24 protein-coding genes are annotated in these 26,870 nt (G+C 63.7%); 13 read left to right on the forward strand and 11 right to left on the reverse strand.

Going from position 1 to position 26,870, the window contains the following annotated elements; translation table 11 throughout:
* Positions 1 to 57 precede the first annotated feature (57 nt).
* From gabT to LAN61_11195, 5 genes are all read right to left on the reverse strand, one after another.
* On the reverse strand, positions 58 to 1,419 hold the full coding sequence (gene gabT / locus LAN61_11175) for a 4-aminobutyrate--2-oxoglutarate transaminase (GenBank protein MBZ5541065.1): 1,362 nt from the start codon (positions 1,417 to 1,419) through the stop codon (positions 58 to 60).
* Positions 1,419 to 2,900 carry an aldehyde dehydrogenase family protein gene (locus LAN61_11180; protein ID MBZ5541066.1) on the reverse strand — a complete coding sequence of 494 codons (1,482 nt, stop codon included), beginning with the start codon at positions 2,898 to 2,900 and terminating at the stop codon, positions 1,419 to 1,421. The genes gabT and LAN61_11180 overlap by 1 nt, the downstream gene beginning before the upstream one ends.
* Positions 2,901 to 2,939: 39 nt before the next feature.
* Positions 2,940 to 4,376: an APC family permease gene (locus tag LAN61_11185; protein MBZ5541067.1), complete on the reverse strand. Its 1,437-nt coding sequence runs from the start codon at positions 4,374 to 4,376 to the stop codon at positions 2,940 to 2,942.
* 25 nt (positions 4,377 to 4,401) lie between these two features.
* The gene (locus tag LAN61_11190) at positions 4,402 to 5,781 is read right to left on the reverse strand and encodes a glutamate-1-semialdehyde 2,1-aminomutase (protein ID MBZ5541068.1); all 1,380 of its coding nucleotides are present in this window, start codon (positions 5,779 to 5,781) and stop codon (positions 4,402 to 4,404) included.
* A 215-nt stretch (positions 5,782 to 5,996) separates the two neighbouring features.
* The gene (locus LAN61_11195) at positions 5,997 to 9,935 is read right to left on the reverse strand and encodes a carboxypeptidase regulatory-like domain-containing protein (GenBank protein ID MBZ5541069.1); all 3,939 of its coding nucleotides are present in this window, start codon (positions 9,933 to 9,935) and stop codon (positions 5,997 to 5,999) included.
* Positions 9,936 to 10,023: 88 nt separating this feature from the next.
* Here LAN61_11195 and LAN61_11200 point away from each other — a divergent pair, with 88 nt between their 5' ends.
* The 10 genes from LAN61_11200 (at position 10,024) to LAN61_11245 (ending at position 19,716) form a co-directional block, all read left to right on the forward strand.
* Positions 10,024 to 10,860 (forward strand): cupin domain-containing protein, encoded by an 837-nt coding sequence (locus tag LAN61_11200; protein MBZ5541070.1) that lies wholly within the window; start codon positions 10,024 to 10,026, stop codon positions 10,858 to 10,860.
* A gap of 144 nt (positions 10,861 to 11,004) precedes the next feature.
* Positions 11,005 to 12,714 (forward strand): amidohydrolase, encoded by a 1,710-nt coding sequence (locus LAN61_11205; protein ID MBZ5541071.1) that lies wholly within the window; start codon positions 11,005 to 11,007, stop codon positions 12,712 to 12,714.
* A gap of 117 nt (positions 12,715 to 12,831) precedes the next feature.
* Entirely contained in the window at positions 12,832 to 13,893 is a 1,062-nt protein-coding gene (locus LAN61_11210; protein ID MBZ5541072.1) for an ABC transporter substrate-binding protein, read from the forward strand.
* Positions 13,894 to 13,913: 20 nt separating this feature from the next.
* Positions 13,914 to 14,990, forward strand: coding sequence for an ATP-binding cassette domain-containing protein (locus LAN61_11215; protein MBZ5541073.1), 1,077 nt, complete (start codon positions 13,914 to 13,916; stop codon positions 14,988 to 14,990).
* 26 nt (positions 14,991 to 15,016) lie between these two features.
* Positions 15,017 to 15,874: an ABC transporter permease gene (locus LAN61_11220; GenBank protein MBZ5541074.1), complete on the forward strand. Its 858-nt coding sequence runs from the start codon at positions 15,017 to 15,019 to the stop codon at positions 15,872 to 15,874.
* 38 nt (positions 15,875 to 15,912) lie between these two features.
* On the forward strand, positions 15,913 to 16,689 hold the full coding sequence (locus LAN61_11225) for an ABC transporter permease (protein ID MBZ5541075.1): 777 nt from the start codon (positions 15,913 to 15,915) through the stop codon (positions 16,687 to 16,689).
* 80 nt (positions 16,690 to 16,769) lie between these two features.
* Positions 16,770 to 18,284, forward strand: a complete 1,515-nt coding sequence (locus tag LAN61_11230) for a D-aminoacylase (protein ID MBZ5541076.1) — start codon at positions 16,770 to 16,772, stop codon at positions 18,282 to 18,284.
* Between the two features lie 67 nt (positions 18,285 to 18,351).
* Positions 18,352 to 18,702, forward strand: coding sequence for a carboxymuconolactone decarboxylase family protein (locus LAN61_11235; GenBank protein MBZ5541077.1), 351 nt, complete (start codon positions 18,352 to 18,354; stop codon positions 18,700 to 18,702).
* Positions 18,703 to 18,715: 13 nt separating this feature from the next.
* A complete protein-coding gene (locus tag LAN61_11240; protein ID MBZ5541078.1) occupies positions 18,716 to 19,387 on the forward strand; it encodes a hypothetical protein in 672 nt (223 codons plus the stop codon).
* 83 nt (positions 19,388 to 19,470) lie between these two features.
* Complete coding sequence (locus LAN61_11245) at positions 19,471 to 19,716, forward strand: hypothetical protein (GenBank protein ID MBZ5541079.1); 246 nt, start codon at positions 19,471 to 19,473, stop codon at positions 19,714 to 19,716.
* 3 nt (positions 19,717 to 19,719) lie between these two features.
* Here LAN61_11245 and LAN61_11250 read toward each other — a convergent pair whose 3' ends face one another.
* Positions 19,720 to 20,823: a radical SAM protein gene (locus LAN61_11250; protein MBZ5541080.1), complete on the reverse strand. Its 1,104-nt coding sequence runs from the start codon at positions 20,821 to 20,823 to the stop codon at positions 19,720 to 19,722.
* 315 nt (positions 20,824 to 21,138) lie between these two features.
* Here LAN61_11250 and LAN61_11255 point away from each other — a divergent pair, with 315 nt between their 5' ends.
* The gene (locus tag LAN61_11255; protein ID MBZ5541081.1) at positions 21,139 to 21,600 is read left to right on the forward strand and encodes a c-type cytochrome; all 462 of its coding nucleotides are present in this window, start codon (positions 21,139 to 21,141) and stop codon (positions 21,598 to 21,600) included.
* A 45-nt stretch (positions 21,601 to 21,645) separates the two neighbouring features.
* Here LAN61_11255 and LAN61_11260 read toward each other — a convergent pair whose 3' ends face one another.
* The gene (locus LAN61_11260) at positions 21,646 to 22,374 is read right to left on the reverse strand and encodes a sulfite exporter TauE/SafE family protein (protein MBZ5541082.1); all 729 of its coding nucleotides are present in this window, start codon (positions 22,372 to 22,374) and stop codon (positions 21,646 to 21,648) included.
* A 166-nt stretch (positions 22,375 to 22,540) separates the two neighbouring features.
* Positions 22,541 to 23,446 (reverse strand): LysR family transcriptional regulator, encoded by a 906-nt coding sequence (locus LAN61_11265; GenBank protein ID MBZ5541083.1) that lies wholly within the window; start codon positions 23,444 to 23,446, stop codon positions 22,541 to 22,543.
* A gap of 85 nt (positions 23,447 to 23,531) precedes the next feature.
* On the opposite strand from LAN61_11265, the gene LAN61_11270 reads away from it, so the two are divergent.
* Both LAN61_11270 and LAN61_11275 read left to right on the forward strand, forming a co-directional pair.
* Complete coding sequence (locus LAN61_11270; GenBank protein MBZ5541084.1) at positions 23,532 to 25,010, forward strand: catalase; 1,479 nt, start codon at positions 23,532 to 23,534, stop codon at positions 25,008 to 25,010.
* 109 nt (positions 25,011 to 25,119) lie between these two features.
* A complete protein-coding gene (locus LAN61_11275) occupies positions 25,120 to 25,356 on the forward strand; it encodes a hypothetical protein (GenBank protein MBZ5541085.1) in 237 nt (78 codons plus the stop codon).
* Here LAN61_11275 and LAN61_11280 read toward each other — a convergent pair.
* The 3 genes from LAN61_11280 to LAN61_11290 all read right to left on the reverse strand — a co-directional run bounded on the left by LAN61_11280 (position 25,353) and on the right by LAN61_11290 (position 26,864).
* Positions 25,353 to 25,637, reverse strand: coding sequence for a hypothetical protein (locus LAN61_11280; GenBank protein ID MBZ5541086.1), 285 nt, complete (start codon positions 25,635 to 25,637; stop codon positions 25,353 to 25,355). The genes LAN61_11275 and LAN61_11280 overlap by 4 nt on opposite strands.
* A gap of 126 nt (positions 25,638 to 25,763) precedes the next feature.
* Positions 25,764 to 26,495, reverse strand: a complete 732-nt coding sequence (locus LAN61_11285; GenBank protein MBZ5541087.1) for a class I SAM-dependent methyltransferase — start codon at positions 26,493 to 26,495, stop codon at positions 25,764 to 25,766.
* Between the two features lie 18 nt (positions 26,496 to 26,513).
* On the reverse strand, positions 26,514 to 26,864 hold the full coding sequence (locus tag LAN61_11290) for a DsrE family protein (protein ID MBZ5541088.1): 351 nt from the start codon (positions 26,862 to 26,864) through the stop codon (positions 26,514 to 26,516).
* Between the last annotated feature and the right edge of the window lie 6 nt (positions 26,865 to 26,870).

The following is a 26,870-nucleotide window of genomic DNA, read 5'->3' on the forward strand; positions in this document are numbered from 1 at the left end:
CGGACCTCTTCTTCTAGGCATTGCGATTCGTCGCAACAGGCGGAAATGCTTGTCCTGCTAGGCGCGGGAGAGAGCGGCGCTCTTGCGCTCGGCTACGGCGGCCAGCGCGGCTTCGAGCACCCCGAGGCCTTCGTCGAGCTGCGCGTCGCTGACCACCAGCGGCACGAGGATGCGCATCACGTTGCTGTAGCTCCCGGCGGTGATGGTGATCAGGCCGTGCTCGTAGCAATACTGCGCGACTTCCTTGGTCTCCGCATCGGCCGGCTCGCGCGTCTCCGCGTTGCGCACCAGCTCGATGGCGCACATCCCGCCGAGCCCGCGCACGTCGCCCACCAGCGGCCACTTCTTCTGCCAGCCGCGGGCGCGTTCTTCGAAACGCTTGCCGATGGCCTGCGAGCGTTGCAGCAGCCCTTCGTTCTCGAGGATCTCCATGCTCGCCAGCGCCGCCGCGCAAGCCAGCGAATTGCCGGAGAACGTCCCGCCCAGCCCGCCCACGCCCGGAGCGTCCATGATCTCCGCGCGCCCCGTGACCCCGCCGATCGGCAGCCCGCCGCCCAGCGACTTCGCGCTCACCAGCAGGTCCGGCTCGATGCCCAACTGTTCGCTGGCGAAGAACGTGCCCGTGCGCCCGAAGCCCGACTGCACTTCGTCGGCGATAAAAACGATTCCGTGCTTCCGGCAGATCTCCTGTAGCACCCGGAAGAACTCCCTGGGCGGCGCGATGAAGCCCCCTTCGCCGAGCACCGGCTCGACGATGACCGCGGCCACCGATTCCGCCGCCACCACGCGCTTGAAGGTGTCCTCCAGGTGCTGCGCGCAGGCCGCCGCGCATCCGGGATATTTCAAGCCATAGGAGCAGCGGTAGCAGTAGGCGTAGGGAATCCGGTAGATGTCGCTGGCGAACGGCTCGAACCCCGCCTTGTACGGATGCGTCTTGCTGGTCAGCGACATGGTCAGCAGCGTCCGCCCGTGAAAGGCGTCCTCGAAGCAGATCACCGCGGGCCGTTTGGTGTGCGCACGGGCGATCTTGACGGCGTTCTCGACGCCCTCCGCGCCGCTGTTCACCAGGAACGTCTTCTTCGCGAACTTGCCCGGCGTCCGCGCGTTCAGCTTCTCGGCGAGTTCGATGTAGCTCTCGTACGGCGTCACGCTGAAGCACACGTGCAGAAATTTTTCCATCTGCTCGCGCAGCGCCGCCAGCACCCGCGGCGCGCGGTGCCCCATGTTCAGGCAGCCGATGCCGCCGGCGAAATCCAGAAAGCGGTTGCCGTCCACGTCCTCGAGCACCGCGCCTTCCGCGCGCGCCACGAAGACTGGCGTGGCGTGAAACGCCCCGCGCGGCACCGCCGCGGTGCGCCGCTCCATCAGGGCGCGCGAGCGCGGCCCGGGAATTTCCGTGCGTAGCTGTATGGTGCTCATCAGTACCACCCGATCGGTGTCTCGTCCAGATTGACGAACACCTGCTTGGTTTCCAGGTATTCTTCCATGCCCCAGGGACCCAGTTCGCGGCCGAAGCCGGACTGCTTGTAGCCGCCCCACGGCGCTTCCACGTAAGTCGGCTGCATGTGGTTGACCCACACGATGCCCGCGCGCACCGCCTTCACCACCCGGAAGGCCTTATAGATGTCCCGCGTCCACACCGCCGCGGCCAACCCGTAAGGCGTGTCGTTGGCGATGCGGATGGCGTCCGTCTCGCCGTCGAACGGGATCACCGTGGCCACCGGCCCGAAAATCTCTTCGCGGGCGATCCGGGCGTTGTTGTTCACGTCGCAGAAAATCGTCGGCTCCACGTAGTAGCCCTTGCCGAACTGCTTGGCCCGCCCTCCCCCGATGGCCACCCGGGCTTCCTTCTTGCCGATCTCCAGGTAGGAGCTGACGCGGTCGTACTGCTCCTGGCTGACCAGCGGGCCCATCTTGGTGTCCCGCTCCAGCGGCGCGCCCAGCTTGATGCGCTTGGCCTTCTCCACCATGGCCTCGACGAACTGCGCATAGATCTTCTTCTCCACCAGGATGCGGCTGCCCGCGGAGCACACCTCGCCCTGGTTGATGAATACCCCGAACAGCGCGCCGTCCACCGCCGCTTCCCAGTCGGCGTCGGTGAAGAAAATGTTCGGCGACTTCCCGCCCAGTTCCAGCGTCACCCGCTTCAGCGTGTCCGCCGCGCTCTTGACGATGAGCTTGCCCACCGCCGCGCTCCCCGTGAAGGCGATCTTGTCCACCCCCGGATGCGCCACCAGCGCCGCCCCGGTCGTCTCCCCCATCCCGTTGATAATATTCACCACGCCCGGCGGCAGCCCGATCTCCTCGAACCACCCGGCCATTTCCATCGCCGTAATCGGCGTCTGCTCCGCGGGCTTCAGCACGCAGGTGCAGCCCGCGGCCAGCGCCGGCGCCAGCTTCCACGCCGCCATCATCAGCGGGTAGTTCCACGGAATGATCTGCCCGGCGACGCCCACCGGCTCCTTCATCGTGAAGCTCAGCGCGTTCGCCGGAACCGGCAGCACCTGGCCCATGATCTTGTTGGCCAGCCCGCCGTAATACTCGAAACAAGTGGCCGTGTCGGCGATGTCATATTCCGCTTCGACGATCGGCTTGCCGGTGTTGCGCGCCTCCAGCTCCGCGAGCAGGGCCGCGTTCTGCCGGATCTTGTCGGCCAGCTTGAAGAGCAGCCGCCCGCGGTCCTGCGGCGTGGTCTGCGGCCAGGGGCCGGTCTCGAACGCGGTGCGCGCCGCGTTCACCGCACGGTCCACGCTCGCGCTGCTGGCCACAGCCACCCGCGCGATCACCTCTTCGGTCGACGGGTCATAGACCGGAAAGGTCTCGTCCGCGGTGCCGCCCACCCACTGTCCATTGATGAAGTTCCGGTAGCTGCGAACATCGTTCTTGCCGCTTCCTGCCATGACATCCTCCCGAAATCTGAATCTCCGTGCAGCTCCGCGCTAGCCCGCCGGCCAAGAAGCCGCGGCCTTGGCCGCCTTGCGCCGCCCGTACACAAAAAAGAAAAAGGCCGCCAAGCCGATAAAAAAGAGGGTTCCGCCGGCCATCCACACCTCGTAGGAGACGATGGAGGTGATCTGTGCGGCGGGAAAGAATACCAGCACGATTCCCAGAGTGGTGGTGAGCAGCCCGCTCGCTCCCGCCAGAAACAGCGTCGTGCGGCTGTAATACCCCGTGGCCACGGGCTCGCGCCAGGCGATCTTCAACAGGGCCCCGAACATGTACAGAAACGGAATCAGCTGCAGCACCACCGCCAGAGACAGCAGCCGCTGAAACGATTCCTGCACGCTCGAGCCCGCCAGCACGAAATTCAGCACCACCAGAATCAGCGACACCGCCGCGTGCACGATTAGCGCCGCATACGGCGTGCCGTACTTCGCATGCACTTTCCCCAGCCACGCGGGCATGTAGGAATCGAGCCCCGCGACAAACGGAATCCGCGCCGAGCCCCCCAGCCACGCCGAGCCGATTCCCGCGATGGAAATGCTCAGCATCAGCGCAAATGGCGCCACGATCCAGCTTACCCCGACGCGGTAGGCCATGTGGCTCACCGCCTGCACGATCCCCTGCAGCACGCTGATCTCGTCGCGGCTCACCGCCACCAGCAGCGTCAGCGTCGCCCCGATGTACAGAATCCCCGAGAGCACGCCGCCCCAGGCCACCGCTCCCGGCAGCGTGCGCCGGGGATCCTCGATCTCATCGCCCATCACCGAAGCCAGCTCCAGCCCCACCAGCCCGAAGCAGATCACTCCGAAGGAATTCAACACGAAGCGCGGGTTGTCCGGAATGCGGAAGTCCGCGGCGGAAATATGCACGCCGAATTTCAGGCAGACGATGATGCCCAGCCCGATCAGCAGGCCGGCCGCTATCGTCGACCCAATCCCGCCCAGGTTGTTGATCCACTTCCCCACTCCCAGGCCCACGATATTCAGCACCACCAGGACCGCCAGCAACGCCACCGACGCGCCCAGCGCAAACGCCTTGTTGTCCGCCAGCCCCTGATGCCCGCTGCCGAATACGAAGACCGATACTCCGACGAAGTACAGCATCACCGTCGGCACGTACATCATGTTGTTCGTCCAGTAGCACCACCCGGAAAGAAATCCGTGGAAATCGCCGAAGACCTCCTTGGCCCACAGGTAGACGCCGCCTTCCCCGGGATACCGGTGCCCCAGCTCGATCACCGCAATGCCTTGCGGCCAGAAGAAAAGCAACAGCGAAATGATCCACAGCCAGACCGTGACTCCGCCGTTGGCGGCAATCGAAGGCAGGACGTTCAGGTTGAAGACGGCGACCACGAAAAGCAGAACCAGGTCACCCCGTCCGAGCACGCGCCGCAGATGCGGCTGTGACTCTGCCGATGTGACCTCGTTTGCCATGTGGATCTCCCGTTGGGGCCGCTGCTTAGTGGCCCGCGGCGACGGTGACCGGGCCGCGTTCCTGCTGGGCCTTCGCCAGCCCAGGGGCGACCTCTTCGAACGCCGCGATGTGTTTGTCGATGTCCGCCTCGGTGTGCTGCACGGAAACGGTCCACTGCTCGTCCCACCAGTAGGGCTGGGCCAGAACACCGCGGTTGACCATCCCGAACCAGTACTGCCGCCACAGGTCGATGTCGATCAGCGTCCAGTCCCGGTAGTTGCGGATCTCTTTCGGATACAGCATCAGCGCGCCGTTGACCCCGGCGCTGGCCACGTAAGCCTGCAGGCCCGCCTTGGCAATCGTCTTGCGGTAGCCCTCGGCCAGTTTCTTGCTCAGCTTGTCCGTGTGCGCGTAGTTTTCGCGCGTGAGCACCGAACGGAACGTCGCCAGCCCCGCAGCCATGGAGATCGGATTGGTGTTGTACGTTCCGCCGTGAAAGACCTTGTGGTCCGAGATCAGCGACATCACTTCGCGGCTCGTTCCGAAGGCCGCCAGCGGCAGCCCGCCGCCGATCGACTTCGCCAGGCAGATGATGTCCGGCTTCACGCCGAAATATTCGCAGGCGCCGCCCCAGCCCAGCTTCGCTCCCGTCTTCACCTCGTCGAAGATCAGCAGCGCGCCGTGTTTCGTGGTGATTTCGCGCAGCCCCTGCAGGAAGCCCGGCTGCGGCATGCACAGCCCCACGTTCATCAAAATCGGCTCGAGAATGATCGCCGCGATCTGCCCGGGATTCTCCCGGAAGCGCCGCTCCACGCTCGCCAGGTTGTTGAAGCTGGCGACGACCACGTTGGCGATGCTTGCCTGGGGCACGCCCAGCCCGCCGGGAATGGAATTCGGCGCTTCCTCGTCGCCGTACTCTTCCGGCTTGGGCTTCACGCTGACCAGCGCCGTGTCATGCAGCCCGTGGTAGGCCCCTTCGAACTTCAGAATCTTGTCGCGGCCCGTCGCGGCGCGCGCGATGCGGCAGGCGTGCATCGTCGCTTCGGTCCCGCTCGAGCCGAAGCGCACCATCTCCACCGGAAAGCGCCCGCAGATCTCTTCCGCCAGCTCCCACTCCATGTCGTGCGGCATGCCGTAGGCCGTGCCGTGGTGCAGCCGCTGCTCCACCGCCTTGACCACCGCCGGATGCGAGTGCCCGGCCATCAGCGTGCCGAAGCACAGGTTGTGGTCGATGTACTCGTTGCCGTCAATGTCCCGGATCTTGCTGCCTTGCGCTTCCTTCACGAACAGCGGGTAGGGGTCGTAGGCCCGGTAGTTGCTGGCCACGCCCAGGGGGATACGCTTCAGCGCCCGGGTATGCGAGGCCGCCGATTTCGGCGTGCGCTTTTCGTAGGCCGCGATTTCCTTTTGCAGTGCGTCGTGCATTTCAATGCTCCGAGTTCGCAGGTCTCTTCCCTGCAGTCAGTGTCTGCTCGAAAAACCTGGTGCGGGTTGCGTCTCCTGGCAGTTTGCGCCGTTCCGCTTACGCTCTAATGAAGCCAGGGCGAAGGGCGGGAATTACCGGGACCAGCGTTTCAGGCGCGAAAGCGCGGCCCTTGCGGACCGCGCCTTGCACCGTTTCTGGTTCTCTTCCGGCCGCGTTAGAAGTACAGCTTCAGCGCGAACTGCACCAGCCGCGGTTCACGTGCGCGCTTCACACGGCCGAAATCTCCTCCATCGGTAATGTTGCCGTCCGGCTGGAAGAACTGCGTGTGATTGAATACGTTCATGAAGTCGCCGCGGAATTCGAACCGCACGCGCTCATTTACCGGGATTTGCTTCTGGAATCCCAGGTCGGTGTTGAAGGCGCTCGGCCCGCAGCAAATCGTCCGCGGAGCGTTGCCGATGGTGCCAAGGGCCACGGTGCCATTGGTGAAGGTATTGGGGTCGAACCCATAACCAGGAAGTATTTGACAAGGATCACTGGTGCCGGAGTACGGTCCCGTGCCCAGCGCGCAAGCGCCGGTGCGCGGGTCCGTAGCCTTGAACGTGGCTCCCGCAGCATAGTTCGGCTGGCCCGGCATTTCGAAGTCGAAGCTCCCCTGCAACTCCTGATCATCCTGCGACGTGATGCGGATGGGGAATCCCGACTGCACCGTCGTGATGCCGGAAAGCGACCAGCCGTTCAGCATCTTGCCGGTAAACCCCTGGTATTTGGGCACAGGGAGATCCCAGTAAAAGCTGAAGATGAAGCGGTGCCGCGCATCGAAGATCGAAAGCGAGCGGTTGCGCTTCATATTGTAGGGATCCACCAGGCTTTCGAACGTGGACGCGTAGTCCATCGATTTTCCAAAGGTGTACGACGCCTGGAACTGCACCCCGTGCGAGAATCGCTTTTCCAGGCTGGCCTGCAGCGAGTTGTACGAAGAGTTCGCAATTGTGTCCTGCGAGAAAATACTGCTGATCACCGGAACATTGTCAATCGGGCAGCCCCCGCCGCTCAGCGGGTCGCAGTTCGGCGAAGAGTACGGCCGTAGCCCTACGAGCGTGATCGGAGTACCGAGTGCCGCACCGGTCACCGTACACGCAGCCGGAGCGTTCACGAGGGGGCAGGGAATGTTCGGGCCTCCCGGCGTCGAACCCCCCACATAGGGCAGGTGGAAAACCGAGCCGCTCGGGAGAGTGAACGAATAGGAGCTGTCGGCGTAGAATTGCCCGCAAGAGAGATCCGCGTTCCCCGTCGAATCTGCGAGGCTCTGCAGGTCCAGGCAGGTTTGCGCGTTGCCGGGATTCAGGTCCCGCGTCGCCAGTTGCCGGTGGCCCTGCCGTCCGACGTAGCCGATCTGGAAGACCAGATCCTTCGCGATCTCCCGCTGGATCGTCAGGTTGTACTGCTCGGCATACTGCGCCTTCATGTTCGCCGGCCACTGCCCATAGAAAAGCATGGGCCGGAAAACGGACCAATCCACGGGCGTGCCGCGAGCCGGATTGAGGATGCCGTTGAAGGGGTTGGGAGCGCTCGTGCCATCCTGATACTGAAACGGCAGGCTGAGCATGGTGTTATAAATGCTCGAACTGCCGCCGAACGGCGGCTCGGCGCTGAACTGTTCAAGAACGAGCTGTTCGATCGGGTTATAGAACATGCCGAAACCAGCGCGCACGCTGGTCTTGCCCGGTCCGCCAAAGAGCTTGCCCAGCACGCCTTCTCTTGCTTCCGGGCTCCAGGCCAGTCCGATGCGCGGCGCGAAGGCATGGTAGTAGGTATTCGTCAGTCCGTCCGGAACGCCCGTATCTCCTGGGACAACCACTCCGGTCGGAAGAACGCCTGCCGTTCCGCAGTCGGAGCTGTTCCCATTTAGGGCATAGAGCGGATTGTCCACGCCAATCGAGCAGGGATAGATCGTGGTGCTCTGTCCGGGGTGGAAGGTCTGCACCTTTTTGCCTTTATCCGTTAGCGGGGTATTCAGTTCCCAGCGTACCCCGTAGTTCAAGGTCAGACTGTTCGTGATCTTCCAGCTGTCCTGCGCAAAGAGGTAAGCCGCTTTGCTGCGCACCAGTTCGTCCTGCGCGGAACCCTGAATGTAGTTGTCGTTGAGCCCCAGCAGGAAGTTCGGGAAAAGGTTCTGATACATCGGGTCGTTCGGACCGCCTCCATAGATATAGAAGGCGCCGTTGATGTCAAAATAGAGGCGCTGATCGAACTGCTGAATGCGGAAATCGCCGCCGAACTTCAGGCTGTGCTTGCCGAGCTCCTTGCTGTAGCTCTCGGTGAACTGGTAGGTGTTGCCCTTTTGCGGGAGCTCGCCTTCGAAGTTGTTGCCCATGGAGAATCCGCCGGAAATGGAAACAAAGGGCAGACCTTCATGAGTGGCGCCGAGATTGGGATAGACGCCCAGGCCCGTATTGTTGGTGTTGTTCGGATTGTTCGGGTCGATAAAGCAATTGGAAGCGACGATCCCCGGGCAGGAATTCCCGACAAGACTGGTGTTCTGCGGATGCAAGTAGGTTCCCTGTCCTTCCCGCATGAACGTAAACTTCAGCTCGTTGACCGCGGTGCTCCCCAGCCGCCAGCTGTGCTTGACCACGATCTGCTGGGTACGCTCATCCGTCAGGTCTCCGAAGCCGGGAAGGTTCGAACCGCCGGCCTGGAACCTGGCGAAGGGTTTTGCCAGGTAGTGCTGGGTGAAGTAGTAATAACCCATCAGGTCTTGGGTCTTTGTCAAGGTATGGTCAAATTTTAGAGTGAACTGATTGCTGCGCTCGTGCCCCAGCGGCACGCCCTGCCAGGTGCCGTCTGGACGGTTGGCGGAGGGTACCAAGGTCATCAGATCCTGGGCCAGCGGGTCCATGCAAGACACGGGAATGATGTTGTCCCGGCCGCCTGGCGTTACTGTATCGGTGAACAGACCCGGCGTCAGCAAAGCATTGGTAATCGGATCGTACGTCCCGGCATAGTTCACCCCGGCCACGATGGGGAACGAGCCGCCATGTTGCGTATTGATGTCCGCCTGACAGGTTGACCTTCCAGCCAGCACAGTTGCAAGATTCGCGTCGGTCAGCACACCGGCAAACGGGGAGCCCGCGGAAAAATTACCGGCGCGCTCGTCAGCCGTTGGCACTGTCACCGTGTCGGAGGAAGTGCCCTTGCGTAGGCGGTTGCCTTCATAACTCGCGAAGAAGAACGACCGGTCTTTCTTCACGGGCCCGCCAAAGGTGGCCCCGAATTGATTCTGGAGATAGTCCAGCTTGCTGGAGTCGAAGAATCCTTTGGCGTTCAGGTTCTGGTTGCGGAAGTAGTCGTACACGTTGCCGTGCCAGTCGTTCGTGCCGGACTTGGTCACCACGTTGATCACCGCACCGGAGTTGCGCCCGTATTCGGCGTCAAACGTGTTGGTGAGCACGCGGAATTCACCGATGGCGTCCGGAGAAGGCTGAATGGCGGGCAGGTTGGCGAACTGGTCGTTGCCGTCTCCGCCGTTCACCATGAAGTTGTTGTCCCGTCCGCGGCCGCCGTTGACGCTCACCACGCCGGCTTTGTCGCTGCCAAAAACGTTGTCCACGCCCAGCTGTGACTGCACGCCCGGCTGCAGCGACAGCAATTGATAGGTGTCGCGCTGCGCCAGCGGGAGCTGGCTCACCGAGCGCTCATTCACGACCGCGCCCAGTTGCGTCGACGTCGTATCCACTAGCGGGGGCGCGCCGGTCACTTCGACCGTTTCCGCCGCCGCGCCCACCTGCAGGGTGATGTCCAGCGTAAGCACTTCGTTCAACTGCAGCACGATGCCCTTGCGCAGATACTTCTTGAAGCCCGCCATCTGCACTTCCACCTGGTAGCTGCCCACCGGCACTTCCAGGAACATGTACTCGCCCGTGCCGCTGCTCTGCGCGTCGCGCTTCGCCCCCGTCGCCTCATTGGTCAGAATAACCGTGGCTGCGGTGACCGAACCGCCGCTGGAGTCCAGCACCGTGCCGCGGATGCGCCCGCCCGTGCCCTGCGCGTGCGCCAGCGACGGCGCCAGCAGCGCAACCAATAACAGAAAAATGGGCGCGGACGCAGCCCGCCGCGCAGCGTGACCAAAAATTTTGTTCAGTGAACTCATGGACGTGACCCCTCCCAAAAAACATTGGAAATCGTGGTTGCTGCACCCCTGAAACCTTACTATAATCCAGCAAGGTTAGAGAAAGCCCATGCCGCTGTCAAGCACAAAGAATTCGCGGAACCCCAAGCGCGCCGCCGCCCACGGAAAGCCTCTGCGCATCAGCGCCGTCGCCAAACGTGTGGGCATTTCCTCTTCCGCCCTGCGCGCCTGGGAAGCCCTGGGCCTCATCGCTCCGCGGCGCACCCGGAGCAAGTACCGCCTCTACTCCGAGCGCGACGTGCGCCTCCTGCAGCGCGCCATCTTTCTCCGCCGCGCTCGCGGCCTCAACCCCGCCGCCATCGTCCACGTCCTCAAGCGCCAGGGCGTGGTCACCGCCCCCGCCGGCAGCGCCGCCCTTCCCGGCCCGCGCTTCCGCCGCCTGCGCACCCGCCGCGGCCTCTCCCTGGCCCAGGTGGCCCGCGCCACCGGAGTTTCCGCGGGCTTTCTCAGCGCCCTCGAACGCGGCCAGATGCGCGCCTCGGTTTCCACCCTGCGCCGCATCGCCCGCTTCTACCGCACCAACATCCTTTCCCTCTTCGAGCCCGTTGGCGACAATCCCCGCCTGGTGCGCCCCGCGCAGCGCAAAGTTCTGGAGACCGCTCCCGGCGTGCGCATGGAGCTTCTCGCCTGGGGCAACACCGCCATGGAGCCGCACCTCTTCCGCCTTAAGCCCGGCGGCGGCAGCGGCGAATCCTATGCCCACGAAGGCGAAGAGTTCTTGCACATTCTCAAGGGCCAACTGGAAATCTGGCTCAACGAGCACGAGCACTACCGCCTGCGGCCCGGCGACAGCCTCTATTTCGAGAGCGCCACGCCGCACCGCTGGAAAAATCCCGGCAAGCGCGAGACCATGCTGCTCTGGATCAATACGCCGCCCACGTTCTGAAAATGCGTTGACCGCTTTGCGGTCACGCATGAAGTTGACCGCTTTGCGGTCACGCATGGATTTGGCCGCTTCGCGGTCACAGATATCTATGACCCCTGGTTCGTGACCCGGAAATCGTGATACAAGCTCAACCCTGAGGTGCCCGTGAAGACCACGCGTTTCTTTTCCGCCATCCTGGTTCTGGCTTCCTTCTTTAGCTTCTCCTCCACCGCGCGCGCGCAATCCGCAAAAATTCCGGTAGCGGACACCGTCGTCGTGCACGGCCGTGTCTATACCCTCAACGCCGGGCAGCCGTGGGCCGAGGCCGTGGCCATCCGCGGCGCCAAGATCGTCGCCGTCGGCTCCGACGCGGAAGTCGGCAAGCTCCGTGGCGCGGGCACCAAAATCATCGACGCCCAGGGCCGCCTTGTCCTCCCCGGCTTCGTGGACTCGCACATCCACTTCCTAGACGGCTCCTTCAGCCTCGGCCGCGTCAACCTCGAAGGCGCGAAAGACCCCGCGGACATCCAGCAGCGCCTCCGCGCATACGCCGCCCAGCATCCCGGCACTGGCTGGGTCCTCGGCCGCGGCTGGAACTACGCCATGTTCGGCGCCGTGGCCCTCCCGCACAAAAAATATCTCGACGAAATCTTCCCTGACCGCCCGGTCTTCCTCGAAGGCTACGACGGCCACACCTACTGGGCCAATTCCAAGGCTCTGGCCCTCGCCGGCATCACCCGCGAAACCCCCGACCCGCCCAACGGCATCATCGTCCGCGACCCGCAAACCGGCGAAGCCACCGGCGCGCTGAAGGAAGAAGCGCAGGCGTTAGTCGCCAGGATGGTGCCCAAGCCCACGCGCGCCGAAAAACTGGCCGCCCTGCGCGCCGGCATCCGCTGGGCCAACCAGCACGGTCTCACCAGGGTGCACAGCTGCGGCGGCGATTTCCCCGAACTCGACCTCTACGACGAGCTGCGCCGCCACGGCGATCTCACCCTGCGCTTCACCATCGCCTATTTCCTCGATCCCCCGGAGCTCCGCCCCCGGGACCTCGAGGCCATCGAAGCCGCGCGCAAGAAATTCCACGACGAGTGGATCGACACCGATGCCGTGAAGTTCATGCTCGACGGCGTGGTCGAAGCCCACACCGCGGCCATGCTCACTCCCTACAGCGACGACCCCTCCGTGCAGGGCAAGCTCTTCTGGGATCCCGCCAAGTACGGCGCCGCCGTCGCCGAACTCGACAAGCGCGGCCTGCAGCTCTTCACCCACTCCATCGGCGAGCTCGCCGTGCGCACCGCGCTCGACGCCTACGAGAACGCCGCCAAACTCAACCGCACCCGCGACCGCCGCCCGCGCATCGAGCACATCGAAACCGTCGCCGCCGCGGACATCCCGCGCTTCGGCAAGCTCGGCGTCATCGCCAGCATGCAGCCTCTGCACTCCTATCCCGACGACAACCTCAATAACGTCTGGGCCCGCAACGCCGGACCGGACCGTTCCTCGCGCGCCTGGTCGTGGCGCAGCATCGCCCAGGCCGGCGGCCGCTACACTTTCGGCAGCGACTGGCCGGTGGTCACCCTGGATCCCTGGATCGGCGTGCAGACCGCGGTCACCCGGCAGACCACCGAAGGCGCTCCCCCGCCAGGTTTCGTCCCCGAGCAAAGGCTTTCCGTCGCCGAAACCATCCGCGGCTACACCCTCGATGCCGCCTTCGCCGGCCGCCGCGAAAAAACCGAAGGCTCGCTCGAACCGGGCAAACTTGCCGATCTCATCATCTTGTCGCAAAACGTTTTCGAGATCGACGCGCACAAAATTGCCGAAACCAAGGTGCGGACCACCATCGTCGCCGGCCAGGTCGTCTATCAGCAGTAGCGCATTGGCACGGAGGGAATTTATCCTGAAGCACTCTGCGGTCTGTGTTCTTCCGTTTTTTCCGCCGGCTGGAAGCAAGCGCACAGGCTGAAGCCTGTGCGGCTGGAGCTGGACACCATGAAGCGTCGCGCATTCTTCCTGACTCTGTTGGCGCTGGCACTTGCTTGCGCCTCCTGCAAGAAAAAAGAGGAAACCCTCAGCCTCCTCGTCTGGGAAGGCTACGCCGACCCCGCTTTCGTCCGCGCCTTCGAAGAGGCCCACCACTGCAAAGTCGTCGCCTCCTACATGGGCTCCAGTGACGAGCTGGTCGCCAAGCTGCGCGGCGGCAGCGCCTCAAATTACGACGTCATCTCCCCTTCCAGCGACGTCGCCGGAATGATTGCCAGCACCGGCCTCGCCGCGCCGCTCGATCTCGCCAAGCTTCCCGCCTACTCCCAGCTCTCCGCGAAGCTCCGCGCCCTGCCCCTCGTCAAAGCGAATGGCCGCACCTACGGCGTTCCCTTCATGTGGGGCCCCAACCCGCTCCTCTATGACACCACCGCGTTTCCCCAGCCTCCCGGCTCCTGGGCTGTCTTCTGGGACCCCCAACACAAGGGCAAAGTCTCCGTGTGGGACGATCTTTCCACTGTGTACATGGCCGCGCAGATCCTCGGCTACGACAAACCCGATCCCGCGCAGCTCTACAATTTGAATGACGCGCAGCTCGCCGAAGTCAAAAAGAAACTCCTGGCCCTCAAGCCCAACGTCCGCAAGATGTGGACCTCCGGCGGTGAGCTCACCAATCTTTTTCAGAACCACGAAGTCGCCGCGGCCATGGGCTGGCCGCTCATGACCAACCAGCTCCGCAAACTGAACTTCCCCATCGGCGAAACGATTCCCAAGGAAAACACCACCGGCTGGATCGACCACCTCATGATCACCGCCGCTAGCGAGCGCAAGGAACTGGCCCACGCCTTCCTCGCCTATATGATCGAGGCCCGGACGCAGAAAAAAGTCACGGACGTTACCGGATACGTTCCCGCGAATCCCGCCGCGGCGCAGTTCATGACCGCCGGGGAAAAAAAGAGCCTGCACCTCGACGATCCCGACGCCTACATGCAGCGCATCTACTTCTGGCAGGACGTGCCGCGCCGCGCCCGGTACAACGAACTCTGGAACGAGGTCAAAGCCGCGCAGTGAGCAGCGCACCCGCACCCGCGATTCCGCAAAGCGCCGCGCCCCTTCTAGAGGTGCGCGGGATCGCCAAGCGCTTCGGCGCGCACGAAGTTCTCAAGCGCATCTCCCTGGACATCGCCCAGGGCGAATTCCTCACCCTGCTCGGGGAAAGCGGCTCCGGCAAGACCACCCTCCTGCGCCTCATCGCCGGCTTCGAACAGCCCACCTCCGGCGAAATCTGGATGGGCGGCGAACGCCTCGACACCCTGCCTCCCTACCGCCGCCGCGTGAACACCGTCTTCCAGAACTACGCGCTCTTTCCGCACCTCAGCGTGCGCGACAACGTGGCCTACGGTCTGCGCGTCACCCGCGTGCCCAGCCACGAAATCGCCGCCCGCGTCGAGGAAGCCCTGCGCATGGTCAAGATGCAGGAGTTCGCCGGCGCCCGCCCCTCCCGCCTCAGCGGCGGCCAGCAGCAGCGCGTGGCGCTGGCCCGCGCCCTCGTCAACCGCCCGCAGCTCCTGCTCCTCGACGAGCCGCTCTCCGCGCTGGACGCCAATCTGCGCAAGGAGATGCAGTCCGAACTCAAAGCCCTGCAGCGCGAAATCGGCATCACCTTCCTCTTCGTCACCCACGATCAGGAAGAGGCCATGGCCCTCTCCGACCGCATCGCGCTCCTGCGCGACGGCGCCCTCGAACAGGTCGCCTCGCCTCGCGAAATCTACGCCCATCCCGCCACCGCCTACACCGCGCGCTTCATCGGCCACACCAATCTCCTGCGCGCCGAAATCCGCAACGAAATCGCCACCTGCGGCGCTCTTCGCTGGCCCGTCGTCGAATCAGCCGCAGAAGCCGCCCCGCTGGCCATCGGCCCGGCCGTCTTCTCCCTCCGGCCCGAAGTCATCCGCCTCGCGGCCGCCGGCAGCGCCGCTCCCGCCGGTGCCGTAAAATTTTGCGCCACCATCCGGCAGCAGATCTTCAGCGGCGCCAGCGAAATCCTGGAACTCGCCTGCAGCGGCGGCTTGGAACTCCGCGCGCGCATCCCCGCGCAGGGCCCCCTTGCCGGCCCACACGAATTTTTCTTTTCCGCAGCGGACGCCATCCGCGTCCGGGGGTCGTGACCACCGCCCGCGGACCACTTTCTCCCATGTACTCGCGCCTCTACAAAGCGATCATCTCGGTGCCGCCCCTCTTCTGGGTGGGGCTCTTCCTGCTGCTCCCCTATGCCCTCATGTTCGCGCACAGCTTCTGGGCCGTCCGCGAAGGTTTCCTCGTCCACCAGTGGAATCTCCACAACTACCAGACCCTCGCCGGCAATCCCGTCTATGCCGAGGTTCTCTTCCGCACCATGCGCATCGCCGCCTCCGTCACCCTCTGCTCCCTGCTCCTCGGCTATCCCCTCGCCTACTACCTTTCCTTCCACGCCGGGCCGCGCAAGGAACTTCTCTATCAACTGGTCATCGTCCCCCTATGGGTCAGCTATCTCGTCCGCGGCTACGCCTGGAAAACCATCCTTGGCAGCGACGGCGTGCTCAACGGCTTCCTGCAGTATTTCCATTTCACCAGCGAGCCCGCCGGCTTCCTCCTCTATAGCCCCTTCGCCGTCGTCCTCATGCTCACCCACATCTACACTCCCTTCGTCTTCCTCCCCATTTACGCCGCTCTCGAGCACATCCCCCGCCCGCTCGTCGAAGCCTCGCAGGATCTCGGCGCCGGTCCGCGCGCTACCTTCTTCCGCGTCATTCTGCCCCTCTCGCTTCCCGGCCTCCTCGCCGGGGCCACCTTCGCCTTTCTTCTTTCCCTCGGCGACTTCCTCGCCCCGCTGCTCGTCGGCGGCCCCTCCGGCACCATGATCGCCAACATCGTGCAGAGCCTCTTCGGCGCCGCCTACGACTGGCCCCTTGGCGCGGCCCTCTCCGTCTGCATCCTGCTGCTCACCGTCTCCCTGCTCTTCCTGACCGAGCGCCTCGAAAAGCGCTGGTCCTACAAAGGAGCGGCCCAGTGAACGCGCGCGCCAGTACCTCGCCCGCGCGCCGCGCCCCGCTGCTCACTGCTTACGCGCTGCTCGTTTTCGCCTTCCTCTATCTGCCCATCGCCGTGCTCATCGTCTATTCCCTCAACCGCGACGGCGTCGGCGGCTTTCCTCCGCAGCATTTCACGCTCGCCTGGTACCGTCAGCTCTTCGCCGACAACGCCATCTGGGACGCGGTTCTCAACAGCGTGTTCGTCGCCGTGGCCAGTGTTCTGCTCTCTCTGACCCTCGGCCTCCTCGCCGCTCTCGCTCTCGAGCGCGCCACCTTTCCCGGCAAGCCGCTCTTCCGCCGACTCGTCCTTCTCCCCCTCATCCTCCCCGGCATCATCACCGGCCTCTCCCTGCTCATGTTCGCCGTTTTCGCCGGCGTCAAGCTTAGCCTCCTCACCGTCTTTCTCGGCCACGGCACCGCGCTGATCTCCGTGGCTACCACCGAACTCTTCGCCGGCCTCCAGAAAATGGACCGCGCCCAGGAAGAAGCCTCGCTCGATCTCGGCGCCAGCCAATGGCAGACCTTCTGGCGCGTCACCCTGCCCAACCTGAAATTGCCGCTCATCGCCGCCGCCCTGCTGATCTTTACGCTCTCCATGGACGAAATCGCCGTCACCTTTTTCCTCATCGGGCGCGACAATACCCTGCCCCTGGAGATCTGGGGCCGCCTGCGCCGCGGCATCACCCCGGAGATCAACGCCATCTCCACCATCATCTTTGCCGCTTCAGTCGTGCTCATCGTTATCTGGTACCGCCTGCGCGCCCGTACGGAGCGCGCCGAGCGCCTGCTCTTGTAGCGCCGGGCGGAATTTATTCCGGCTTGCCCCCGCAGAAGAGGTACGCAACAATGACTTGCGCAATTCACACAGGTGGCCCCATGACGCGATTCCTTGCACGCTCGTTTGCCGCAGCCTTCCTCCTTCTCGCTGGCGCCGGAATGTTTCTCCGCTCCCAGGAAAAACCGCCATCCTTCGTCATTGCCGGCGCGCAGCTCGCCGACGGCACCGGCGCGCCGCTGCGCGCCGCCAGCGTGCGCGTCGCCGGCGGCAAGATCGTGCAGATCGGCAAGTTTGCTGCGGCCCAGGGCGAGCGCGTCATCGACGGCACGGGCCTGGTCCTGGCCCCCGGCTTCATCGACATGCACAACCACTCCGCGGAGGGCATCGCCGAGGATCCGCTGGCCGAATCGCAGATCGCCCAGGGCATCACCACCGTGATTCTCGGCCCGGATGGCGATTCTCCCTGGCCGGTCGGAGCCTGGCTCGAAGCGCGCCGCAAGAATCCCGCCGCGTTGAACCTGGCCACCCTGGTCGGCCACGAACCGGTGCGCCGCGCCGTCATGGGGCAGGACTACAAGCGCGTAGCCACTCCGGAAGAGATTGCGAAAATGGCCGCGCTCGTCGAGCAGGGCATGCGCGAAGGCGCCATCGGATTTTCGAGCGGTCTCGAATACGAGGTCGGCAGCTACAGCTCCACCGGCGAGGTCGTGGCCCTGGCCCAGGCCGCCGCAAAACACGGCGGCTTCTATGAAACGCACATCCGCGACGAAGCCGACAAAGCCTTCGACGCCCTCCGGGAAGAGATCGCCATCGGCGAGCGCGCGCACATCCCCGTCGAGCACTCGCACATCAAGCTCGGCACCGTAGCCGTGTGGGGGAAAGCTCCCGGATACATCCGCCTGATTGAAGAAGCGCGCCAGCGCGGCGTCGATTTCCTCGCCGACTGTTATCCCTATGACGCCTGGCACTCCACAATCAAGGTGCTGGTTCCGGACAAGCAGTACGAAAATCCGCAAAGCGTGGAGAAGGCGCTGGCCGATGTGGGCGGCGCAAACCACGTGACCATCACCGGCTTCCCGCCGAATCCGGCCTACGAGAACCGCACCATCGCGGAGCTCGCCGGCGCTCGCGGCATCTCCCCCGTCGCGATGTTCATCCGCATCATCCGCGAGGGCGACGCGGCCAACTCCGATGCCGCCGTGATCGGCCAGTCCATGGTCGAAAGCGACATCCAGGCCTTCTACCAGCAGCCCTGGGTCATGGTGGCCAGCGACGGCGGCATCGGCATGCACCACCCGCGCGGCGCGGGCACCTTCCCCCGCGTCCTCGGCCTCTTCGTCCGCGAGAAGCACTGGCTCACGCTGCCCGAAGCCGTGCGCAAGATGACTGCGCTCCCCGCCCAGCGTCTCGGCTGGAAGGACCGCGGCGTCCTGCGCGAAGGCGCCGCCGCCGACCTCGTGCTCTTCAATCCCGGCACGGTCATCGACCGCGCAACCTTCGCCAAACCTTTCGAGCTGCCTGCGGGCATCGAAAAAGTTTTCGTCGCCGGCGAACTCGTCTGGGACGCCGGCAAGCCCACCGGCGCGCGCCCCGGCCGGGTCCTGCCGAATTAGCCGCACGGGCCTGCGCCGCCGATTTTGGTACATAATAGGCCCCGCGCCCGGACTCCTCGGAGGAAACATGGCCGATCGCCTCGACGATTTTCAGAAATTCCGCGCCGACCTCAACGAAGAGATCCTCGGCTGCGGCCATCTGGGCATCAAGCGCTTCTTCGCGCTGGACCACCAGGCCTACGAGCCGGGCGCTTTGCCAACCAAGACCAAGGAACTCCTCGGCCTCACCGCTTCCATGGTCCTGCGCTGTGACGACTGCATCACCTATCACCTGGTGCGCTGCGGCGAAGTGGGCTGGACGCGCGACGAAATTATCGACGCCCTCAACGTCGCGCTCATCGTCGGCGGCTCCATCACCATCCCGCACGTGCGCCGCGCCTTTGCGCGCATGCGCGACATCGCAGGCCTGAAACCCTGAGCAGCGCAAACGCATGAACGAAAAACCAGCAACGGAAAAGGCCGGGCCCCGATTCCTCGCCACGCTGCAGCGGCTCGCCGTAGGCGCGCTTTTCGCCCTCGTGCTGCTCGTGCCCAGGCTGCTGCGCCTCCGCCGCGATCCGCGCTCCTGGCTCGCCCTCCGCGTGGCCCTGGGCGTTTTCGGCGCCGCGCTCGTCGTCGTGCCCCTCGGCCTATGGAACAGCTGGGTGCTCTCGGTCACCGGCCTGTTCCTGTTTTTGGCTGCCGTGCTCCTGCCTCCCGCGCGGCAAGACCTTTCGCTCGACGAAAAGGCCCGCGAGCTGGGCGCTCTGGCGGTGGTGAACGGCGGCGACTACCAGCCGGGCAATGCGCTCCCCGCTCCGGTGCACCTGTTCGTGGGCGCGGAGCGCATCTGGGCGCTCGACCGCGCCCTGCGCCCGCTGCTGGTCATTCCTTCCGCGGAGATCCGCGCGGTCCGCGTGCTGGCCGCAGAGCATGCGGCGCGCCTGCGCATCGAATGGCTGGAGCACGCCGCCGAATTTTCCTACCGCGGTTTTTTCGCCGCGCACCTCGCCGAGGTTGCGGCCGCCACCATCCGCGGCGTGCTGCGCTCTCCGCTTCCCGTCCTCCGGCCAGCCCCGGACAATCCGGCGGCGCCGCCGCGGGGCCGCGCCGCCGGCGCCTAGGGAACCTTTCTTTCACGTCTCTGCACTGTCACCCCGCCGCAGGTTTATGCCCCGGCGAGGGCAAACTGTGTCAAAATGTGTGTATGGCTCGAGGCTGGGAAAGCAAGTCCGTAGAAGAACAGATCGAATCCTCCAAGGCGAAGGAAGTACCCTCCGGCGAAGCTGCCCGGGCTGAGGCGCAACTCCAGCTGCAGCGCGAACAGGGAGTCCTGGAACTCTCCCGCAAGAGAGTCCAGAAGGACCTTGAAACCGCCACCAATCCGCGCTACCGCAAGACCCTCGAAGCCGCTCTCGAACACCTCAATAAAAAAATCGCCGAACTGAAATAGCCCTCAACGGATAAAATCTCCGGCCAGCCCCCAGAAATCGTTCACGTAGTAGTGCGAGAGCACATTCCCGAACAGGTAGCAAATCCCCCGGCAGGGCGGGATCCCGCCGTAGAGCTTGCGGCCGCGCGCGAAAATTTTGCGTAGCGAGCCGTCGCGCAGCAGGTTGCCGGCAATCAGGTGCAGCGGCTCGCAGGGATAGAAGACGTCGCCGTTGGGATAGACCCGCGGGAACATCGTCGGAAAACACTGAAAGTCGCCGAAACGCAGCAGCGTCTCGATGCTGCGCGGCGTGCCGTTGATGGGCTGCGCCCCGGCGCGGCGCCGCGCGAGGATTTTTTCGACCAGGGCCAGGTAGCGCGCGCTGCGGATCAGCGTCAAGTTCGGCATCTTCCCGTTCTGCGCCGATTGCGCGGCGAAGACAAAGCCTTCCTCCCGGCACCAGTCCAGCAGCCGCTCCACCTCCGCGACGTTCCACTCTTCGATCACCGTGCTGATGGTGATGCGTCCCGCATGGCCCATGCGCTCCTTGGCCAGCGCGATGTTCTCCAACACCCGGGGCAGCGCCGCGGGCTTGGAGAGCGCATTCGCCGGGTCCGGCGCCAGCGCGTCCAGGCTGACCACCAGCCCGGTCAGGCTCCGCAGCACATCGGGCTTGCGGTCCAGCAGCGTCCCGTTGGTGATCAGCAGCACCGAACGGAACTTGCAGTCGAAGCGCGCCGCCGCAACCAGCTCCTCGATGTCCGCGCGCAGCGTCGGCTCCCCGCCGGTGATGACGATGGAGTCCGTCTCGCGCCGGATGCAGCGCAGAATGCGCATGGTCTCCGCCGTGGACAATTCCCCGCTGAAGACTTCCGGTTCTTTCTGCGTGCAATAGCTGCAGGCCAGATTGCACTTGTGCGTGACGTAGTAGCTCACCGCGTAGGGCGCGACGATGTCGCTGCGCAAAATCTTGCGCCGCCAGGCGTTCTGAAAATACAGCCGGAAATTCTTGCCCACGAACGGCGCCTGGCGCACCAGCCCGCGCAGGAGCTTGCGCTTGCAAACCGGCGGCCGGGTGGGCGCCGCCCCCGGCGGCGCGTTCGCGGGGATTGTGGTCCGTGTGGTCATTGCCGGGGCCCCGTCACTTTATCCCATCGGGGGCCGGAGGGAGAAGCGAGAAGGAGTTCACCCTCCTGGTACTTCACATTCAGGTCTGGAAATCTCTGTTTCTAACGATCTTGAGCAGCGAAGGGACCGTTGGAGGCGAGCCGGGCCTGCCGCCGGAGCACGCGCCTGGGTGATGCTGGTCACAGACGGCAGACCAGGAAGGGTATGAAATTTTCTTGCGGCCCCGTCTGGGGACCGCGGATTTTCCCTCTATTTCACACGTGACCGCAAAGCGGTCATCCCACACAACTGCGAAAGCACACGAGGAGGTTAGTCATGAGACGCATCGGATTCCTGGGATTGCTCATCTTCACGGTTCTGGCTCTTGCGGCATGGTCGCAACAGCAGACCCCCGAGACCCCGCCACAGAAAATCATCAAGAAAGCCCCGATGAAACACACTCCCGCAGATTCGGGTATGAGAATGTACAGGGCGTATTGCGCCGTCTGCCACGGGACGGAAGGAAAGGGCGACGGTCCTGCCGCTTCGGAGCTCAAGGTACCACCTACGGACTTGACCATGCTGGCCATGCACAATGACGGGAAATACCCCGCCGAGCACGTGGCCGCGGTCTTGCGCTTCGGAACAGAAAAGCCGGCCCCAGCCCATGGCACGGCTGACATGCCCATCTGGGGTCAGCTCTTCGCGACCTCTCCCGTGCACGGGACGAATCCGGCCATGGTTCAGCTGCGCATCCGTAATCTGACGCAATACATCGAGACGCTGCAGGCGAAATGAACCATCGGGCAGCCCGCCCGTCCGCGATCGGGTGCTGCACGCCGCCTAGGCATAGGCCTTCAGGAAGAAGTAGATGCTCATGGCCAGCCCGGTGAGGATCACGAAGCCGCGGATCCACGCCTGGGGCAGCTTCTGCGCGTAGTGCGCGCTCATGTATCCGCCGAAGATGGCCCCGGCGGTCATGACCACGCCCTGCGGCCAATAGATGATGTGCGTGGCGATGAAGGTGATGGTGGCCACGCCGTTGATGGCCCCGCCCAGGGTAACCTTCAGCGCATTCATGGCGTTGATATCGGTCATGCCCAGGGCGGCCAGCATGGCCAGGGTCATGATGCCCATTCCCCCGCCGAAGTACCCGCCATAAACGGCTACGAACAGCTCGAAGAGGCAGGCTCCGGCGATGGCGGCGCTGCTGGGCTCCCGCGAAACATCCACCGCCAGCATGCGCGTCAGGTGCTTGCCGAAGGTGAACAAGGACGTCGCGCCCAGCATCAGCCAGGGCAGCGTGCGCAGAAAGGTGTGCGCCGGCGTCTTGATCAGCACCAGCGCCCCGGTCAGACCACCAACGACGCTCACCACCAGCAGCGGCAGCAGCACCCGCCGCGAAATGTTCAGGTGTCTGCGGTAGGCCCGCGCGCTGGCTCCCACGCCAACCCACAGCGAAACGGTATTGGTGGCATTCGCCGCTATCGGCGGAACTCCCGTGAAGAGCAGCGCGGGAAAGGCCACGAAGCTGCCCCCGCCGGCCACCGCATTGAGCGCGCCGCCCAGCATCCCGGCAAAGAAAAGAAAAATCCCCGTGGAGAGACCGATCATCGTGCCGCTATCCGCATTCGAGCCATGTTCTCCTTCTCTTCGCGCGCGGCCAGCTCCGGGCGCTGAATATCCCCGGCGAAATTTGTACCACCTCGGATAGTTCTTGTCGAACGCAGGGTCCGGGCTAGGTGTGACAGGCCACGGCGCTGGAACTCACCCGGGCCTGTGCATCCAGATAGGACAGGAATGCCTGGTGGACGCGAGGAAGAAATTTCCCCCGCAATGTCACGGCGCCGATAGTTCGCGTGGCGCGCTCATCCGCTAGCCGGACAAAGCGGCACCCATTGCGTTTCTCGACGGCCATCGCCGGAACAATCGATACGCCAAGTCCGGCACTAACCATGCTGAGGATGCTGGTGAATTGCCCGCTTTCAAAAACGATCTGTGGATTCATGCGGGCGCGTTCGCAGGCAGCCACGGCTGTATCGCGGAAGCAGTGTCCGTCGCGCAGCAGGAGAAAAGGCTCGGCGCGAAGCTCGGACAAGGACAGTGTGCGGCGCCTTGCCAGCGGGTTGTGTTTCGGAAGTACGGCAAGAAGCCTTTCCGTGAGCAAGGGGAATGAGTGGAACTCGTGTCCCCGAATCGGTAGTGCCAGGATAGCGACGTCCACAGTTCCTGCGCGGAGGCGTTCCAGGAGTACCGGAGTTATCTCTTCCACCACCGTCACCCTCGCCAGCGGATACCTGCGGGAAAAGACGGTGAGATGCGGTGGAAGAAAATAAGGCGCGATTGTTGGAATAACGCCTACCGACACGGGGCCGCCGACCGCCGCCTTACGTTCCAGGATATCGCCTTTTGCCGCCTCCAGTTCTCTCAGAACGGCGCGCGCGCGGGGAAGAAATGTCCGCCCAAGCTCTGTCAGCCGCACCGTGCGGCCCAACCGGTCGAAGAGGCGCACGCCCAGCTCCTCCTCGAGTTTTCGGATCTGCTGCGAAAGCGACGGCTGCGAGACGTGCACTGTCCTGGCGGCGCGGCTGAAGTTGCCGGTTTCGGCGATGGCGCAGAAATACCGGAGTTGATGGAGTTCCATAGGATATCCCTATAGATTCTATCGGAACCATATATTGGATGTATAGCTCGTCCTCCGCTAACCTTGCCTGCGAAGGAGAATTCCTATGACCGATGAACGCAAGAAAATGACCACCGCCGCGGGACGCCCCGTGGGCGACAACCAGAATTCCCTCACCGTGGGTCCCCGCGGACCGGTAGTATTTGAAGACTTCCTGCTTTTTGAAAAGATGGCCCATTTCAACCGCGAGCGCATTCCGGAGCGCATCGTCCATGCCAAGGGTTCCGGCGCTTATGGCTATTTTGTCTGCAACAATCCCGATATCCCCCAATATACGGCCGCGAAACTTTTCTCCGCGGTAGGCAAAAAGACGCCGGCGTTCCTGCGCTTTTCGACGGTTGGCGGAGAAAAGGGCTCGGCGGATACCGAGCGTGACCCGCGGGGATTTGCCCTCAAGTTCTACACCGAAGAGGGCAACTGGGACATGACGGGAAACAATACCCCCGTCTTTTTCATCCGCGACCCCCTGAAGTTCGGGGATTTCATCCACACCCAGAAGCGCGATCCGCAGACGAACCTGAAATCGCCCACGATGATGTGGGACTTCTGGTCGCTCTCGCCGGAATCGCTGCATCAAGTGACGATTCTTTTCTCCGATCGCGGAACGCCGGACGGCTACCGGCACATGAACGGCTACAGCAGCCATACGTTCAGCCTGATTAACGCAAAGAACGAGCTCTTCTACGTGAAGTGGCACTTCAAGACAAAGCAGGGGATCAAGAATTTCACGCGGGAACAGGCGGCGGAACTGGCGGGCAAGGATCCGGACTACGCGCAGCGCGACCTGTTCCACGCGATCGCGCAGGGTGACTTCCCGAAGTGGCGCGTGTGCGTGCAGATCATGCCGGAGAAGGATGCGGAGACCTATCACATCAATCCCTTTGACCTGACGAAGGTCTGGCCGCACAAGGACTATCCGCTCGTCGAAGTCGGCGAACTGGTACTGAACCGCAACCCCGAGAACTATTTTGCCGAGGTTGAGCAGGCGGCCTTTGAACCGAAAAATATCGCACCGGGCATGGGGTTCTCGCCGGATAAGATGCTGCAGGCGCGGCTGATCTCCTATCCGGACGCGCACCGCTACCGTCTGGGCGTGAATTATGACGCCCTGCCGGTGAACCGGCCGCAGTGCCCCGTGCACACCTATAACCGCGACGGCGCGATGCGCTTTGACGGCAATGCCGGATCGGCGGTGAACTACGAGCCGAACAGTTTCGGCGGGCCTGCGCAGGATTCGCAATATCTCGAGCGGCCGCGGGCGATCAGCGGGTCAGTGGCGCGGCACGATCATCGTGTGGACAGCGACTACTACACACAGCCCGGAAACCTGTTCCGGCTGATGCCCGCGGATGCCCAGCAGCGGCTCATCGGCAACCTCGTGGCCAGCATGAAAACGGTTCCGCAGCGCATCCAGGAACTCCAGATTCAGCACTTCTTCAAAGCCGATCCTGCCTACGGAGCCGGGGTAGCGAGGGGGCTGGGTCTGAACATCGAACAAATCGTCGGCCGCGCGGCAGCAGGCTAGCACCGCGGACGAACATAGACTTCCGATCACAAACAAGCTGAGGAGCAGGAAGTCCGCTTACGCGGATCTCCTGCTTCATTCCCTCGGGACCAGAGAACAGGAGAAAAACATGAAGAGTTGCTTTGGGACAATATTCCCTGACTTGACGCAGTTTCATTTCGGAAAAGAGTTGCCCGGCAAGGTCTTTCACCTGCGGGTGAGCACGCTCGGACCCGGGCATCGAGACCGCAATCTCGAAGTTGCAATGAAGGAATGGGAAGACTGCCAGCAGTGCGAGTTTTTCCGGAGTTGCTACGACTTCTCGAGTGCCAAACTGGCGATGCAGCGCGTCATCTCCACGTTCTAAGTTGTCGCCCCTAACACTGGATTAGAAGCACTCTTCTCCTTTTCTTCGCGCGCGGCAAGCTCCTGGGCGCAGCGCATCCCCGGCGAAATTTGCATCACCTCGGATCGCTCTTGTCGAACGCCGGGCAGCAGCGGAAGGTTGAGGCACATGCCATTCTTCACTTGCGGGAGCGCCCCGCCGGGACAACAAAGCGCATCCGCCAGCCCGATGCGGAAGCCGTCGCTTTTGTGGTCTGCGACGCCATTGGCCTCAAGGCACAAAATTCCGCGGATTACATTCAACTCTTTTCCGGCTGCAAAGAAACATTGGCGAAATCATTGGAGCAGGTGCAGCGCGCCGGCGCGGAAATCCTCGCCGCTATCACGCCGTAGTGCCGGTTAGTCGCCGTTTCCATCCCTTGAACTTCCTCAAGCGCCGTAATCCACGGCGCCCGCCGGGACACTCTTGGCCGGCAGAGGTTTGCTGGCCTTCACCGCGAGGAATGCCGCTCCCCATCCACCCAGGATGGACAGCGATCGGTCGTAATGACCCGCCAGCTTGGCGCAGGTGGCTAAGGGCGGGTAATAAACGGCGCCGCGAATGGTTTTCAGGCCGAGCCCCGCATCCCGAAGAAGAGCGCGCAACTCTCCGGTTGTCCAGAAGTGCGCTTGTTTCCAGAATTCGGAGCCCAGCCACGCGCGCACTCTTCGGCCGAGCGCCCACGTACTACAGCGCCCGAGTTCCCCGAGCAGGAGCATCCCGCCGGGCCGCAGGACTCGCGCCAACTCGCCCATGACCCGCTTCGGTGACGGAACCAGACAAAGTACAGTGATCGCGAGGACGAGGTCGAAGGAAGCATCTTGAAAGGGAAGGGCCTCGACTTGACCTTGGCGCCACGAGATTCCAGCCTTGGACAAGCTCTGTTGCTCCCGCTGCCGCGCTGCGACTAACAGGGGACGCGAGCAATCCAGCCCGGTGACGATGGCGCCACGCCGAGAGGCTTCGATCGCGTAACTCCCATCGCCGCACCCGGCATCGAGAACGTTCCATCCCCTGAGATCGGGGACTTGCGAGAAAATGGCTTCCTGCTCCAGGCGTTCGGTGATGGATCCTAGTTCGGATTCTCTCCAATGCGCGTATGCCGTAGGCGTGATGTCCATGAAGCGCGAGCGGCGTTCTCAGAACACGAGGGTTCTGTCGGCGGCCTGAGTCCAGGCGGTCAACTCATCCATCGAGCTTCGGTGTGTTCCTTCCACCAACATTTCGGGTTTGATTCCGCGCGCGTCCATACAGGACCCGCACACACCGATTTTCGCGCCCTTCCCCGCAAGAAACTTCAGCATCCGCTCCAGATTGTAATAGCCGCTCGGTGTGCTTTGTCCGTTGACGGCGCAGGAAGCCGCGTCCCCGATCAAAAAGACCGAGACGGCCGTTCCATCGGATTTCGCCAGCGTGCTCGCCAGCCGCAGGCCGTTGTAGCTGCGTTCCGTGCCATAAGGGGGATCGTTGAGAATGAGGAGGTAGCGCATAAAGCC

Source organism: Terriglobia bacterium (genome assembly GCA_020072785.1).
Taxonomy (GTDB): Bacteria; Acidobacteriota; Terriglobia; order Acidiferrales; family UBA7541; genus Acidiferrum.